This is a genomic window from Pseudarthrobacter humi (genome assembly GCF_024294965.1).
Lineage (GTDB): Bacteria > Actinomycetota > Actinomycetes > Actinomycetales > Micrococcaceae > Arthrobacter > Arthrobacter humi.
On the sequence record NZ_JANCLV010000020.1, the window covers coordinates 25,869 to 41,365 of the forward strand.

The following is a 15,497-nucleotide window of genomic DNA, read 5'->3' on the forward strand; positions in this document are numbered from 1 at the left end:
GGACCCTGGGATTGCCCGGGGGAGAGAGGTGAGGTGCTATGACGGCATCAACCGCGCTATTACCGGTGGATCTCGACGCCGAGGTTGCAGAACTGCTTCCAATGAGGGAAACGCTGTTCTTCAACATCAACGTTGCTCCCGTGATCGCCGTGAACCTGTCGTTCGCCATCAATGCGGCCTCGATCGGTTCAATCGCGAACTCGGCCGCCTGGCAGGAAGTGATTGTCCTGCAGCAGTAGGTCCGCTGGATCAACAGGAAACCCGGAGGGCATGCTTCAGCGTCGGAGCATGCCCGCCGTTCTTAGTGGCTCAACCTAGGTGGGGACCGTGACCACAGCATCCGAAGCTGACTTTGTCCGGCATTGGTCGCCGTCACCCGGGCTTGTTTTCCTGGGACCGGTTGAGGGGTCCGGCCTGAAGGACCGCAGCTACCTGCTGCAGCGCGGAGACGGGCAGATTGTCCAGCTGTCGGAGCTTCTCCAGCTGGTCATGGCCACCGTCTCGCCGCTGAAATCCGCTGATGAGCTGGCGCGCGATGTCAGCGACGCCTACGGCCGCGAACTCAGTGTCAGCGGACTCCTTCACCTCATCGACACCAGGCTGGAGCCGATGGGCCTCGTTCACGACGCCGATACGGACGCCGCTGATGCCGTGCCCCCGCCCACGGCGAACCCGTTACTGGCCCTGCGGCTGCGGGGAACGCTGCTGCCGGAAAAGCTGGTCAACACGCTGGCCATGGTCCTGGCCCCGCTGTATTGGAGTCCGGTGGTGGCCGCCGTCCTGGTCGGGCTGGCCGCCGTCGACCTCCTGGTGCTGGCCAAGGGCGACTTCCTGGCTTCCCTGGAGCAGGTACTTCTCACGCCGGCGCTGCTGCTTGGCATCTTCGCGATGCTGACGGCGGGAGCCGTGATCCACGAACTGGGGCATGCCACTGCGTGCCGGTACGGCGGCGCCAGGCCCGGAGTGATCGGCGTCGGCGTTTACCTGGTCTTCCCGGCATTTTTCACAAACGTCACCGACTCCTACCGGTTGGGCCGGGCTGGCAGGATCCGCACGGACCTTGGCGGGCTGTACTTCAACTGCCTGTGCCTGATCGCCCTGGGCGGCGCCTACCTGCTGACAGGGCAGGGCCTTTTCCTCCTCGCGGCGGCACTGATGCATTTCGAGATGATCCAGCAGCTGGTGCCGACGCTGCGCTTCGACGGCTACTTCGTCCTGGCCGACATCGCCGGTGTCCCTGACCTGTTCAACCGCATCCGCCCGGTTCTGCTCAGCCTCGTTCCCGGGCGCGCGGTGGATCCGCGGGTTGCCGAGCTCCGGACGTTCGCGCGCCGCCTCGTCACTATCTGGGTGGTCACGGTGGTGCCGCTGCTGTGCCTGGCGCTTGGCTGGATGTTGCTGAGCCTCCCCCTGATCATCGAGCAGACCGCTGACGCCATCCGGCAGCATGCGGGGCTCGCCAGCGAGGCCATCGCCGCCGGCGACCCGGCCGCCGCTGCGCTCTCCATCCTGTCCATCCTGATGCTGTCCCTGCCGGTGATCGGCCTGGCCATTCTGCTGTACCGGTTGCTGTCGGTCCTCCTCGACCTGCTTGGCCGCCTGGGCAGGCGCCTGTGGCGAATGACGGCGGAGTCGGAAGGCGTGGTGCCACGGCACCTCCGGGCAGTGAAGCCGCAGGCGGGGAAGTCGTTACAGATGGGGCAGCCGTTACAGCTGGGGAAGCCACTACAGAAAGGAAGGTCCGCCATGGCCATCGCACTCCCTCCCGCGGCCATGCCCGACGAGGTCCCCCCGGCGCCATTGCGTGCTCCCGCCCATTTTCAAGCCCGTGCGGCCATCCCGGCTGGAGCCATTCCCGACGACGTTCCCACCCTCCAGGACTTCCTCGCCGACAGGCCCGCCCGGCCCGCCCCGCTCGCCGAATTGGGCTGGCAGGGTGCCGTCCGGCGGCTCAGCCGCAATTCCCTGAGCCTCGGTCCCGGCAGGCGGGAACTCTCCCACCTGGACGCCGTCGAAGAGGTCCAGCGGCGTCTGGACGGCCCCCGGACCGTCGTCGTCGTTAATCCCAAGGGCGGCGCGCACAAGACCACGGCAACGCTGCTCCTGGCCGCAACGCTGGGCATCCAGCGGGGCGGGTACACGCTCGCCTGGGACAACAATGAAACGCGCGGAACCATGGGGTGGCGGGCGCCGCTGGCCGGGCATGCCGGCACTGCCGTTGACCTGATGCGGGAAGTGGACCGCTTCGAAGACCCCGTCCTGGGCCGGATCGGGGACCTGGACCGCTTTGTGCGTTACCAGGGATCCGCGCAGTTCGATGTGCTGGCCTCGGACGAGGACGCGGCCGGGGCCGCCACCATCGGCAGCCGTGAATTCGACCGGCTGCACACGGCGCTGCGCCGGTTTTACCGGATCATCATGGTGGACACCGGCAACAACATGCGGTCCACGAACTGGGAAGCCGCTGTGGCGGCGGCGGACGAGCTGGTCATCGTTTCCACGGTCCGCGAAGACACAGTGGCCAGTGCGGTCTGGCTCGTGGACGGGCTGCGTGAACGCGGCTACCAGGAGAAAGTCAGCAACGCCGTAACCCTGCTGGCCGCGCCGTCACTGCACACCGATCTGCGGCTTCATGACCGGACCCGGACCCACTTCGAGACGCTGACAAGGGAAGTCCTCGACGTTCCCTATGACAAGTCCCTCGTCTCCGGCGGGCCGCTTAACTACCAGGCGCTGATGCCGGGCACCCGCGAGGCCTGGTTGCGTGCCTCAGCTGCGGTGATGCGGGGTCTTTGAGCCGCACGCCGTAAGTGGGAAACTGGCGGCATGCGGATCACCATCTTCCAAGGCGATATCACCACCCGCACGGTTGACGCGATCGTGAACGCGGCCAACTCCAGTTTGCTGGGCGGTGGCGGTGTGGACGGGGCTGTCCACAGGGCTGCCGGGCCGGAACTGCTGGCCGCCTGCCGCGAACTGCGCGAAACGGACCTGCCGCACGGGCTGGCGCCCGGAGCCGCCGTCGCCACTCCTGGATTCCGGCTGCCGGCACTCTGGGTCATCCACACTGTTGGGCCCAACCGGCGCGTGGGGCAGACCAACCCGGCGCTGCTGGTCTCCTGCTTCAGCGAAAGCCTGCGGCTGGCGGACTCGCTGGGCGCGGCGTCCATCGCCTTCCCCGCGGTGGGCGGGGGAGTGTACGGCTGGCACGGCCGCCAGGTGGCGGAGGCCGCGCACGACGCCGTCACGGGGTTTGGTGCCTCACATCCGGCCAGCGCGCTCGAGTGGGCGGAGTTTGTGCTGTTCAGCCCCGAGATGGAGCAGGCCTTCAGGACGGTGTTTGAGCAGCCTCGCTGAGATTCAGCCCGCTGCGATACTCCACGGGCTTTTTGCTGATGGGATCCACAAAGCGGATGCCGCGGGCCAGCAGTTGGAGCGGTTTGGAGTAGTCGTCCGGCGCCTTGTCCAGCAGGTCCGGATAAAACGAGTCATTCACGATGCCCAGCCCCAGCGAGGCCATATGTACCCTCAGCTGGTGCGTTTTTCCGGAGTGCGGCTCCAGCCGGTAGCGCGCCAGGCGGGCTGGGTTGGTTTCGGCACCGATGCCGACGGCAGGGGTGCCAGGCGCGCGGGTGCCGGCGGCACCTGCCGAAGTGCCGCCGTCGAACGTTTCCAGCCGTTCGATCCGGGTCTCCGCGTTCGGCACGCCCTCGATCACTTCGGCCAGCAGATAGCTGCGGGATTTGGTCATCCGGTTCCGGACCACCACCGGGAAGTCGACGGCGGGGTGTCCGGCGGCGGGCTCCGCGGCGGAGACGCACTCGTATTCCTTCTGCACCTGCCGCTTCTCGAAGAGCACCTGGTAATTTCCGCGGGTTTCCGGGTTGGTGGACAGCAGCAGCACGCCTGCGGTCATCCGGTCCAGGCGGTGCATGGGGATCAGGTCCGGCAGGCTGAGCTGGTTCCGGAGCCGGACGAGCGCCGATTCCTGGATGTAGGTGCCGCCGGGGGTAGTTGGCAGGAAGTGCGGCTTGTCCACCACGAGGAGGTGGTCGTCCTGGTGCAGGATGCTGATTTCCACCGGGATACGGGTCTCCGGCGGCAATGAGCGGTAGTACCAGATGAAGGTGTGGTCCTCGAGCCTGGTGGCCCGGTCCAGGGCGACGCCGCCCTCGCCGACGATCTCGCCGGCGTCGAACCTGTCCTCGATGCCCTGCGGATCGATGTGGCCCCAGCGGTGCATCATGTAGTCCATGGCGGTGGTCCACGGCCCCTCGTCCGGGAGGCGCAGGCGGGTGGCGTTGACGCCTTCGCGCACGGGGAGGGGGGATTGCATCACCGGTCCATTCTACCCGCGGCCGTTCTGGAGCCCCGGCCGTCCGCGGCCGTCCGCGGCCGTCCCGCCCGCGCCCGTTTAGACGGTTCCCTGCGCAGACGATGGTCCGAATCATCGATCGGGCAGGGAACCATCGAATCGGAGCACGGATCCGGCCACCTCGGCACCGACGGTAAAAAAGTTCTTGACAGAAAAAGTTGTCGGTTGGCAGGATGGAAGCATGTTGGACATCGAAGTGATTGAGGACCCGGCCGCGGCGGAAGCGTCGTTGGACCCGATCCGGACGCTCATCCTCCGGGAGCTCGCGGAGCCGGCGTCGGCCACGCAGCTTGCCGCCAAGGTGGGCCTGCCGCGGCAGAAGGTCAACTACCACCTCAAGGCCCTCGAGCGGCACGGGCTGGTGGAGCTGGTGGAGGAGCGGCGCAAGGGGAACGTCACCGAGCGCGTCCTCCAGGCGACGGCGGCTTCGTACCTGATTTCGCCCGTAGCCCTCGCGTCGGTGGCACCGGATCCGCACCGGTTCTCCGACCGGTTCTCCGCCTTCTGGCTGCTGGCGCTCGCCGGCCGGATGGTCCAGGAGGTGGGCAAGCTGATCGCCGGCGCGGCTGCTGCCCGGCAGAAGCTCGCCACGTTCGCGATCGACGGCGAGATCACCTTCCGGACGGCCGCGGACCGGGCAGCGTTTGCCGAGGAGCTCGGCGTCGCCGTGACCCGCCTGGTGGACAAATATCACGACGGCGGCAGCTCACCCGCGACGCCGGGCGGCACTGCCGCGAGCGGCGGACGAAAGCACCGGCTCGTCGTCGCCCTTCATCCCGTGCTCAAAACCCCCATCAAACCCCTTTCAGCGAAGGAGCAGGACAATGACTGACAACCGCGAATTTGAGATCGTGTACGACACCGAACTGCCCGGCACGCCCGAGCGTGTCTGGGAAGCCGTGACCAACGGAACGCCGGCGTGGATGTTCCCCACGGACCAGTGGCCGGACGTCAAGACCGTGCAGGAGCATCCCACCCATCTCGTCTCCCGGATGGACGGCCCGGATGGCTGGTTCAACCAGCTGGAGCACATCCTGGAACCGCTCGAGGGCGGCCGCGCCCGGCTGCACTATGTCCACAGCGGGATCTTCGCCGACAACTGGGACGAACAGTACGACGGCGCCAGCAAGCACACCGAGTTCTACCTGCACACGCTGGGCCAGTACCTGCAGCACTTCGACGGCAAGCCGGTCGTGTTTACGGACATCCAGTCTCCGGCGGCGTCGCAGACCCCGGACGGTTTCGAACGCCTGAAGAAAGCTCTGGGCGTGGATTCTGCGGCGCAGGGTTCCGCTGTTGAGCTGGAGCTCGACGGCGTGGGGCGGCTGTCCGGGGAAGTGGACTTCTCCAGCGAGCACTTCCTGGGCCTGCGGACGTCGGATGCGATGTACCGGTTCTTCGGACGTAATGCCTTCGGCGCTCCCGTGGGCATGACCGTGCACGACTTCAGCGGCAGCGGTGACTCGTCAGCCACCGCCGAGGCCTGGGGCCGCTTCCTCGAAAAGGTCTACGCGTAAGGGCTCCTGAGCCCGGCACCTGAATATCGACTCGCACATTATCTGGCGCACCGGGAAATCCACCTGCGTCAGATAATTTGCGCGTCGCGGGCGGATCGGCGCGTCGGGAATCCAACCGGAGGTCGCCTCAGGCGGCCCAGCCGCGGGCGACGGCGTCAAGGGCAGCGCTATACGCGGCAGCCCAGTCTGCGTCCGGTGGCCCCACTTCAGCCAGTTCCAGGCTCACCAGGCCGTGGACCTGTCCCCAGATGGCGACGGCGACCATCTCGGCAGGTGCCGGCAGCAGCCTCCCCGCCGCCTGGGCGGAGGCGACGGCGTTGATCAGGGGTGTCATGGCATCTGCGGCCACATCCGGGCTTGGCTGGCAATCGACATAGGCTGCCAGGGCGCCGCCGAACATCAGCCGGTAGAGCGCCCGGTGCTCCAAGGCCCATTCACGGTAGGCCACGCCGAGTCCCTGCAGGCCGCCCGCCGCCGCTGCGGCCTGGGAGTCATGGAATGACCGGAACCCGTCGTCCACCACGGCGGTCAGCAGCTGGGATTTGCCGCCGAACAGCGAATAGACGGCCGTGGTGGACGTGCCGGCGGCCGCTGCCACATCCCGCAGATTCACGCGTGCCGGACCGTCTCGGTCTACCAAATCGGCCGTGACGGCCAGCAGGCCCTGCCTGAGGGAATCGTTATGCACCACGGGTCTTGCCATGGAGTCCATTGTTTCATAACCTTGTTTCGTAACGGCGTTATGAAACAAGGTTATGAAACCGCGAACCGAAGGAGTTCCCATGGCGCAGAAGGTATTTCCGGGCCGATACACCGCTGACCCGGGCCGTGAATCGGTGACGGTCTTCCTGATCGGCATGCGGGCGAACCGATGGTGGAAGGTGGGAGCCGTCGGCAGGGTGGCTGCGGCCATGCCGCGGATGCTCCAGCACCTGGCCGCCGACCCCGCGGCAGGAATGCTCGGCTGTGAGCAGTGGTTCGGGCGCACCACCATCCTGCTCAGCTACTGGGAGAGCCCCGAGCACCTGCGGAAGTTCGCCGCGGACCGGGAGTCCCCGCACCATGAACCGTGGCGACGATTCATGAAGGAACTCTCCGGGACCGGCGACGTCGGCGTCTGGCATGAGACGTACCAGGTGCCGGCCGGCGGGATCGAGGTTGTCTACAACGGGATGCCGGAGTTTGGGCTGGCCAAGGCGACGGCGCATGTCCCGGTCGGGGCCGGGACCCATACGGCCAGGCAGCGGATGGGCCGGGCCGCAGGCCGCGGTGCCGGCGGCAGCTGAGCCCGAAAGCCCACAAGCCCGAAAGCCCGGCGCGTCACGCAATGGCCAGTGCCGGCGCGTTCTTCAGGGTCCGGCGGAGCTGCGGGGCGGCGTCGAGCCGGTCCTGGGCTGAGCGCAGGGCCAGGACGGCGGTCTCCAGCTGGTCCGGCGGCAGGGTGAAAGGTACCCGGAGGTAGCGTTCGAACGCGCCTCCGATGCCAAACCGCGGCCCGGCTGCCAGCCGGATACCAAAGTCCGGAGCGATCATCGTCAGCGCCGTGCTAACCGGTGCTGGCAGCCTGCACCAAACGGACAGTCCGCCGGCCGGGCGTGCCGATTCCCAGTCCGGCAAGTGTCCGGCAAGGAGCTCCAGAAGTGCGGCGCGGTTGTCCCGGAGGGCGCTAAGTCGGGCGGGAAGGGGTTCGCTGAGGGAGCGGACAAGGTGGGCGGCCGCCAACTGTTCCATCAGCGGTCCGCCCAGATCCAGGGACGTCCGTGCCGCCGCAAAGCGCTGGATCATGGCTTCGGAGGCGCGGATCCAGCCTGTCCGAAGTCCGGCCCAGTGGGATTTGCTGAGCGAGCCGATGGTGACCACGGCGGGACCGAAGGCTGCCACGGGACTGGTTTCGGCGCCGTCGAGATTCAGCTCGCGGAGAGTCTCGTCCACCACCAGGACCGTCCCGGCAGCGACGGCCGCCCGGACCAGCTGGCGGCGCTGGACATCAGGCATCAGCTGGCCGGTGGGGTTATGGAAGTCCGGCACCACGTACGCCATCCTGGGACGCTGCTCTGTCATGGCGGCCTGCAGGGCGTGCATGTCCCACGCCAGGGCGGGACCGCCGTCGGCCTTTGTGGTGCTGGTGCCGTGTGCTGTGGTGAATGCCACCGGGAGGGGGCGGCACCCGGCCGCCCGGATGGCATCCAGGGCGTTCGGATAGCTGGGGTGTTCCACCAGCACCCTGTCCTGCCGGCCCGCCACGGCGCGGATGATGATGTTCAGGGCGTGCTGCGCGCCCGAGGTCACCAGGATCTGTTCGGCAGTGGTCGGCACGCCGGCCGCCGTATAACGCGCTGCCACGGCTTCGCGCAGGGGGAGCAGACCCATGGCGTCGTAGCCGAATCCCGGCAGCAGGGCGGGAAGTTCGGTGAGGGCTGCCGCGAACGCGCGATGTACCACCTCGCCGCTGGCGGGCAGCGACGCGTAGGCGAGGTCAAGCAGACCCTCCGGTGCCGCGAGCCCGGGAGACGTTGTTCCGGGCGTCCGCCCCGCGGTTGTAAGGCCCGGCTCCGTGAGCACCGTGGCACCCAACGCCGTCAGGCGCGGAATCCGGGTCCGGCCCCTGCTGCCCTGCCCGCTGCTGAGGAAACCCTGCTCGCGGAGGTGGCCGTAGGCGGCTGTGACGGTGGTGCGGCTGACGCCCAGCGCCTCAGACAGTGACCGCTCGCTGGGCAGTGCCGTGTCAAGGGCCACCCGGCCGTCCAGGACCAGGAGGCGGACGACGTCGGCCAGCTCGCGGTAGGCCGGAGCGACGCCGAGGTTCCACTCACCCAGGAGACGGGCCAGCGCAGGCGGGTTCAGTGAGGGGGACATGATGCCAGTATCTCAGACTGGCTATGTAATTCAATGCCAGTTATCTGTCAGAGTGGTCGTTATGTTGACTCGCAGACTACTCCAGCTCTTTACCGGCCTCGCCATGTACGGCATCTCCCTGGCCATGTTCATTCGTGCCGGACTTGGACTGGATCCGTGGGATGTTTTCCATCAGGGAGTGGCCGGCCGGACTGGGCTGAGCATCGGGGCAGTGGTCATCATTGTGAGTTTCCTGGTGCTGCTCCTCTGGATCCCGCTCCGGCAGTGGCCAGGGTTCGGCACGCTCTGCAACGCCGTGCTGGTGGGCGTTTTCGCTGACATCGGCCTCGCGTTGATCCCTGCGTTCTCGCATCTTGGCGGCCAGATCGGCATGCTTGCCGGTGCCGTGCTGCTGAACGGCATCGCGTCCGCCTGCTACATCGGCGCACGGTTCGGTCCGGGGGCCAGGGATGGCCTGATGACCGGGCTGGCGCGGCGCACCGGCTGGTCCGTGCGGGTCTCGCGCACCCTGATCGAAGTGGTGGTGCTGGGAGTCGGCTGGCTGCTGGGCGGTTCCGTGGGCGTGGGCACGGTGGTCTACGCCCTCGCCATCGGGCCCTTGGTCCAGCTGTTGCTTCCGCGGTTTATGGTGCCCGCAGCGCTTCCGTCGGTCACTGCCGTCCTCGAGCCGGCCCCTGTCGAACCCCTTGCCCGGACTTCCTAGGTACCTCAGGGCAGGACCGGCTGGCACTGCGGGCAGAAGTAGATGTCCCGTTCCTCCTCGCCGTTGGGTTTGCCCAGCACGCCGCGGCGGATGGGGGCCCGGCATTTCAGGCACGGCTGGTGTTCGCGCCGGTAAACCCAGTAGCCCGGGCGGCCCGCCCTCCGTCCCACGGGCATGCCTCGCGGGTTGAGGACGGTCACTCGGCGTGCCGGGCCCAGGTTGGCTTCCAACAGCTGCTTGGCATCGGTCACCAGGGTCCGGACGTCGTGGACAGCTGAGACCGGAGTCGCTGGGTGCACCCCGGACAGGAAGCAGGCCTCGCAGCGATAGATGTTGCCGATGCCCGCCAGGTTGCGCTGGTCCAGCAGGGCGACGCCGATGGGTACGTCGGGTGCCGCGCGGATCCGCTGCTCTGCCTCGGCCGGGTCCCAGTCCGGACCCAGCAGGTCCGGGCCCAGGTGGCCCACTATGGTGTCCTCGTCCGCGGTGCGGACCACCTCCACGATGCCCAGGGAGAATCCGACGGCGTCCGCTGCCGCCGTGCGCAGAACGCACCGGGCGGTGAATCCAGGCTTCCGCCAGCGCCCTCCCGGCGGATAGACCTGCCAGGTGCCTTCCATCTTCAGGTGCGAATGGATGGTGAGTTTCCGCTCGTTCGGTCCATTCCCGTCCGGTCCCACCACGCGCATCAGCAGGTGCTTGCCCCGGGGGACCACCTCCGCCACGGTCCAGCCGGCCAGGTTAAGCGTGGCGAACCTCGGCACGCGGAAGTCCGATGCCGTCAGCGTCTGCCCGGCCAAGGCCTGGTGGAGCTCGGCGGCCGCCCGCCAGACGGAGTCGCCCTCAGGCACGGATCCTCAGACCCTTGGGCGTTGAGTATGCCCCGGCGGCCGCGAGTGCGGCCGCCACCGGTGTGTCCAGGATGCCGTGGCCGTTGACCTTTTCCATAATGAGCTTGTCCACCGCTCCCCGGGTGACCACACTGACCAAGGCTGCCCCAGCGGCGGACAGCACGGCCGCGTCGTCGCTGAAGGCCAGCAGCGTTTTCCCGCCCCGTTCCACGTAGAGGACCAGGGCACCGTCCACCAAGACCACCAGCGCCCCGGCTTTCCGCCCAGGCCGGTGGCCCGTTCCTGCCTCCACGTCGAGGGCAGGCCAGGACAAAGCAGCCCCATAGGGGTTGGCGGGATCCGTGGCCGCAAGGGCCAGCGCCATTGGTTCGGGCTTGGCCAGCTGGGTGTCCTCGGCATAGGAGCGCAGCCGGTCCACGGTTGCGGGGACAGCGAACTGGGCGGCCCCGAGGTGCTCGATGAAGTACCCGCGGCGGCAGCGTCCGGCCTCTTCAAGCCGGGCCAGCACCTTGTACATCAGGCCGAACCCGCCCAGGATCTGCTCCGCCATGACCGATCCCCGGGTCACCACGCCATACCGGTCCAGCAACAGCTCAGCCGTGGCGCGGGCGTGGATGGTGGCGTCCAGCTCGGGCGAGGGCAGGGCAGACCAACGCCCCGCGGCCAGCGGAGGTGTGGCCGCCGTGCCCGACAACGAGCCGTACCGTCCGCCGCCCAGCGCAGGGGAACCCAGCCCAGTGGAGGCAAGCCCGGGCGATCCCAGGAGGCCGGTGCCGTGCGAGCGGCCGAGCCGGCTCAGCCTGGGGGCACGGGCGCGGGGCGGGCGGGCCACTTGGCGGTGCGCTGTGTGGCCGCCGGCGATGAGCGCGCGGACCGGGGCGAAAGTGTCGCCTGTGATGCGGCCAGCCCATGCCAGATCCCACAGCGCGGACACTACTTCCTGGTCGCTAAGCACCGAGTCCATGCCACCGGCCACGTCCTTCAGCTGGCGGAAGAAGTAACCGCCGCCGTTGTTCCTCAGGTGGTCAAGCAGGCGTTGCTGCGCGTCGCCGGGTTCGTATTCGACGGCCGGATTCAGCGTCAGTTCGGCGGAATCGGCCAGGTGGAGGCTGACCCAGCCGTCGTTTCCAGGCAGCGCTCCCGCCCCGGACCAGAGGACCTCGCCGGCGGCCATAAGCTCGTCGAGCATGGCGGGCTGGTAGTTCGAAACTCTGCTGGCCAGGACCAGCGGCTCCCACGCCGAAGCCGGTACGGGTACGCCGGAAAGCTGGTCGATCGCGGTGACAATACCGTCCAACCCCCGCAGTGACGGCTGCCCGCGCCCGGTTCCCGGAGTGCGGACATGCTGCCAGGCCGGCAGGAAGCGCCCATAGGCGGCGGCGTCCACCGGTTCCACTTCGGCGCGCAGTGCTGCGAGCGAACGACGCCGGAGCTTGCGGAGCACTTCGGCGTCGCACCATTCGCTGGTGGTAGGGGCGGCAAGATGCGTCTGAGGGGGCTCTGCCGCGAGCGGCTGACCCGTTTGGACATCCTCAACCGGTGTCTCGTCCGGTGGCCCATGGCTGGCCGCCTGTTCCGCTGGAGCGGCGTGTGGCCGGAACTCGCCTTCCACCACCCTGCCGTCCGCGGCGAGCCGTTTCAGCGCGGTGCCGACCACGGCGACGCCGAGCCCCAACCGGGCCGCGGCTTCCGCCGACGTGAACGGTCCGTGAGTACGCGCGTACCGGGAAACCAGGTCGCCCAGGGGGTCTGCAACCGGTTCGATGAAGGCCAGGGGAACGCCCATGGGAAGCGGAACGCCGATGGCATCACGAAGCCGGGCGGCATCCTCGACCGCGGCGTAGCGTTCGGCCCCGCCGATGTTGACTCTTATGGCCCGGTTGGCCCGCAGCAGTGCGGTCAGGTGCGTCGTGGCCAGCGGAGTGTCGGCATCCGGGGTTTCGACAGGCCCAACCACCGGAGTTCCGGTGGGCTCCGGGGTTTGGGCAGGCTCCACCGCCGGCAGTGGCTCGGCCTCCAGGCGGGCGGCGACCTCTTCCGGCGTCAGCGGACCCAGCAACCTGAGCAGGTCGGCGACTCCTTCCACGCCGCGGGCCCGGCGGTCCGGCGCAAGGCGCTGGAGTTCAAGCTCGGTGGCCTCGATGACCTTGGCGTCGAGCAGTTCGCGGAGCTCAACGCGGCCGAGCAGCTCGTTCAGGAGCGTCGAGTCCAGGGCCAGGGCTGCGGCCCGACGCTCGGCCAGGGGCGAGTCCCCTTCATACAGGAACTGGGCCACGTACCCGAACAGCAAGGACTTGGCGAACGGCGACGGCTGCTGCGTGGTGGTCTGCACGATCCTGAGTTCGCGGCGTTCCACCGAGGCCGCAATGTCCTTCAGGGCCGGAAGATCGTACACGTCCTGCAGGCATTCACGGACGGTTTCCAGCACGATGGGGAACGTGGGGTATTTCCGGGCGACGTCGAGCAGCTGTGCCGACCGCTGGCGCTGCTGCCAGAGCGGCTGCCGCTTGCCGGGGGTTTGCCGCGGAAGCAGCAGCGCACGCGCGGCACACTCCCGGAAACGCGAGGCGAACAGTGCGCTGCCGCCCACCTCGGCGGTGACAATCTGCTCCAGCTCGTCGGGATCAAACAGGAAAAGCTCCGCCCCGGGCGGTTCGTCCTCCATCATGGGGACACGGAGCACAATTCCGTCATCGGCGGCCATCGCAGACCCATCCAGGCCGTACCGCTGCTGCAGGCGCTGCCCGACGGCGAGTGCCCAGGGAGCGTGCACCGGCATCCCGAACGGGCTGTGCAGGATCACCCGCCAGTCGCCCAGTTCGTCGTGGAAGCGCTCCACCACCAGCGTGGTGTCGCAGGGGACCACCTCGGTGGCGAGCTTCTGTTCACTGAGGTACTGGATCAGGTTGTTCGCGGCGAATTCATCCAGCCCGCTGGCCTTGCAGCGTTCGGTGGCAGGGCCGACGTCGGACGCGGACAGTTCACGCACGAAGGCGCCCAGCGCGCGGCCCAGGTCAACGGGCCGCCCCAGCGAGTCCCCCTTCCAGAAGGGGAGTTTGCCCGGCTGGCCGAAGGCGGGGGAGACCAGGACGCGGTCGTGGGTGATGTCCTCGATCTTCCAGCTGGTGGCGCCCAGCGCAAAAATGTCACCCACCCGGGACTCGTAGACCATTTCCTCGTCCAGCTCGCCCACGCGGCGGCCGCCTTTTGCCGGTGACGCGGCGGGTTTGCCGTCCGAGCCCGGCGTGCCGGAGCCCTCCACCTCCGTGCCGATGATGTAGACACCGAAAAGGCCACGGTCCGGGATGGTGCCGCCGGACGTCACGGCAAGCCGCTGGGCCCCGGGCCTGCCTTCGATGGTGCCGGCGTTCCGGTCCCAGATGATCCGGGGCCGCAGTTCCGCGAATTCATCGGACGGGTACCGGCCGGCCAGCAGGTCAAGGGTTGCCTCGTAGGCGGACCGGGGGAGGGACGCGAACGGGGCGGACCGCCGGACGGTGGCGAACCATTCCTCCACATCGATGCTGCCCAGGGCGGTGGCCGCGACGGTCTGCTGGGCCAGGATGTCCAACGGATTGGCCGGCACAAAGAGCCGCTCGATCTTCCCTTCGAGCATCCGCTCCACAGTGATGGCCGTGTGCACCAGGTCTGCGCGGTGCTTGGGAAACAGCACTCCCTGCGAAATTTCCCCCACCTGGTGCCCGGCACGGCCCACACGTTGGAGCCCGCTGGCCACCGACGGCGGTGATTCCACCTGCACCACGAGGTCCACAGCGCCCATGTCGATGCCGAGTTCCAGGGACGAAGTGGCCACGACGCAGCGCAGCCGGCCGGACTTGAGATCGTCCTCAATGAGCGCCCGCTGGTCCTTGGAAACCGAGCCGTGGTGGGCGCGGGCCAGCAAAGGATCGGCTCCCGCCGTGCTGCCGGCCTGCGCCATCATGTGGGCCGGCGTCGCGGTGGACGCAGGCGTGGAAGCCGGGGTGAAGGCAGGACTGAAGGCAGGACTGAATACCCCGTCGCTGGACGGAAAACCTGGATCTGCGGCACCGGCGTCAGACGAGTCCCAGCCGCCGCCGACCGCGATCAGTTGCCGTTCGGCGTAGATCTCGTTGAGCCGCGCGGTGAGCCGTTCAGCCAGGCGACGGGAGTTGGCGAAGACGATGGTGGACTGGTTGGCCAGCACCAGGTCAACGATCTTTTCCTCCACGTGGGGCCAGATCGAGGCCTGGGGCTGCAGCCCGGATGCCGGACCGGAATCGAAGGCGCCAGCGGCGCCCGGGAGGTCGGACATGTCCTCCACCGGGACGGATACGGTGAGGTCCCAGTTTTTCCGTGACGGCGGGGCCACGATTTCCACCGGCGCAGCACCGGCCAGGAACTGGGCCACCAACTCGCGGGGCTCCACCGTTGCGGAGAGCCCGATCCGCTGGGCGGGCTTGGCAAGCAGTGCATCCAGCCGTTCCAGCGAGACCGCCAGGTGCGCGCCACGCTTGGTTCCGGCGACGGCGTGGACCTCGTCAACGATGATGGTGTCCACCTCGGTGAGGGTCTCACGCGCCCTGGAGGTGAGCATCAGGAACAGAGATTCCGGTGTGGTGATGAGGATGTCCGGCGGGTTGCTGAGCAGCGCGCGACGGTCCGCCGTCGTGGTGTCACCGGACCGGACCCCCACGGTGATCAGGGGCGCCGGAAGTCCCAGCCGCTTGGCAGTCTGGGTGATCCCGATCAGCGGCGAGCGGAGGTTGCGTTCCACATCCACACCGAGGGCTTTCAGCGGCGAGATGTACAGGACGCGGGTCTTGCGTTTGGGCGGGCGGGGGCGCCGTCCTTTGGCTTGCCCTTTCACCGCCCCTTTGACCGATACAGCATCCATGCCCGGCAATACAGCGTCACCCGGTTCCGGACCGGGGGAAGGAGCCTCAACAAGCAAACGATCCAAAGCCCAGAGGAACGCCGCGAGCGTCTTGCCGGACCCGGTGGGTGCCACCACCAGCGCATGCGAGCCGGACGAGATCGCGTTCCAGGCGCCGGTCTGGGCAGGGGTGGGCTCCGCGAACGCGCCCAGGAACCAGTCCCGGGTGGGCCGGCTGAAACGGCCCATGGGTTCCTCTTTGCGCCCGGCCGGGCGGGCTGCGTGGCCCGCTTCCGCTGGCTGATCCTCCTGCATTCCTCCATCATGCCCTACCCCACCG

General features: G+C 68.2%; 12 protein-coding genes. 7 read left to right on the forward strand and 5 right to left on the reverse strand.

The genetic code is table 11. From position 1 onward, the window contains the following. Positions 1–38 precede the first annotated feature (38 nt). The 3 genes from NFC73_RS19220 to NFC73_RS19230 all read left to right on the forward strand — a co-directional run bounded on the left by NFC73_RS19220 (position 39) and on the right by NFC73_RS19230 (position 3,357). The gene (locus NFC73_RS19220) at positions 39–239 is read left to right on the forward strand and encodes a hypothetical protein (protein WP_141139390.1); all 201 of its coding nucleotides are present in this window, start codon (positions 39–41) and stop codon (positions 237–239) included. A gap of 88 nt (positions 240–327) precedes the next feature. Next, positions 328–2,796 carry a MinD/ParA family ATP-binding protein gene (locus tag NFC73_RS19225; RefSeq protein ID WP_254752868.1) on the forward strand — a complete coding sequence of 823 codons (2,469 nt, stop codon included), beginning with the start codon at positions 328–330 and terminating at the stop codon, positions 2,794–2,796. A gap of 30 nt (positions 2,797–2,826) precedes the next feature. Beyond that, on the forward strand, positions 2,827–3,357 hold the full coding sequence (locus NFC73_RS19230) for an O-acetyl-ADP-ribose deacetylase (RefSeq protein WP_254752870.1): 531 nt from the start codon (positions 2,827–2,829) through the stop codon (positions 3,355–3,357). Here the strand turns inward: NFC73_RS19230 and NFC73_RS19235 are convergent. Then, on the reverse strand, positions 3,329–4,336 hold the full coding sequence (locus tag NFC73_RS19235; protein WP_254752914.1) for an RluA family pseudouridine synthase: 1,008 nt from the start codon (positions 4,334–4,336) through the stop codon (positions 3,329–3,331). The genes NFC73_RS19230 and NFC73_RS19235 overlap by 29 nt on opposite strands. 220 nt (positions 4,337–4,556) lie before the next feature. Between NFC73_RS19235 and NFC73_RS19240 the strand changes: the two genes are divergently transcribed. Together NFC73_RS19240 and NFC73_RS19245 are read left to right on the forward strand one after the other, a co-directional pair. Continuing rightward, complete coding sequence (locus NFC73_RS19240) at positions 4,557–5,207, forward strand: winged helix-turn-helix domain-containing protein (protein WP_254752872.1); 651 nt, start codon at positions 4,557–4,559, stop codon at positions 5,205–5,207. Next, complete coding sequence (locus tag NFC73_RS19245; RefSeq protein ID WP_254752874.1) at positions 5,200–5,892, forward strand: SRPBCC family protein; 693 nt, start codon at positions 5,200–5,202, stop codon at positions 5,890–5,892. The genes NFC73_RS19240 and NFC73_RS19245 overlap by 8 nt, the downstream gene beginning before the upstream one ends. Positions 5,893–6,019: 127 nt before the next feature. Here NFC73_RS19245 and NFC73_RS19250 read toward each other — a convergent pair whose 3' ends face one another. Further along, positions 6,020–6,595 carry a TetR/AcrR family transcriptional regulator gene (locus tag NFC73_RS19250; RefSeq protein ID WP_254752876.1) on the reverse strand — a complete coding sequence of 192 codons (576 nt, stop codon included), beginning with the start codon at positions 6,593–6,595 and terminating at the stop codon, positions 6,020–6,022. A 79-nt stretch (positions 6,596–6,674) separates the two neighbouring features. Between NFC73_RS19250 and NFC73_RS19255 the strand changes: the two genes are divergently transcribed. After that, complete coding sequence (locus NFC73_RS19255; RefSeq protein ID WP_254752878.1) at positions 6,675–7,178, forward strand: DUF4188 domain-containing protein; 504 nt, start codon at positions 6,675–6,677, stop codon at positions 7,176–7,178. 34 nt (positions 7,179–7,212) lie between these two features. On the opposite strand, the gene yczR is transcribed toward NFC73_RS19255, so the two are convergent. Continuing rightward, entirely contained in the window at positions 7,213–8,748 is a 1,536-nt protein-coding gene (gene yczR / locus NFC73_RS19260) for a MocR-like transcription factor YczR (RefSeq protein WP_254752879.1), read from the reverse strand. 61 nt (positions 8,749–8,809) lie between these two features. Between yczR and yczE the strand changes: the two genes are divergently transcribed. After that, positions 8,810–9,451 (forward strand): membrane protein YczE, encoded by a 642-nt coding sequence (gene yczE / locus NFC73_RS19265; protein ID WP_254752881.1) that lies wholly within the window; start codon positions 8,810–8,812, stop codon positions 9,449–9,451. 5 nt (positions 9,452–9,456) lie between these two features. On the opposite strand, the gene NFC73_RS19270 is transcribed toward yczE, so the two are convergent. Together NFC73_RS19270 and NFC73_RS19275 are read right to left on the reverse strand one after the other, a co-directional pair. Then, entirely contained in the window at positions 9,457–10,302 is an 846-nt protein-coding gene (locus NFC73_RS19270) for an Fpg/Nei family DNA glycosylase (RefSeq protein WP_254752883.1), read from the reverse strand. Next, positions 10,295–15,406, reverse strand: coding sequence for a DNA glycosylase AlkZ-like family protein (locus tag NFC73_RS19275; RefSeq protein WP_254752916.1), 5,112 nt, complete (start codon positions 15,404–15,406; stop codon positions 10,295–10,297). Before NFC73_RS19275 ends, NFC73_RS19270 begins: the two co-directional genes overlap by 8 nt. Positions 15,407–15,497: the final 91 nt, after the last annotated feature.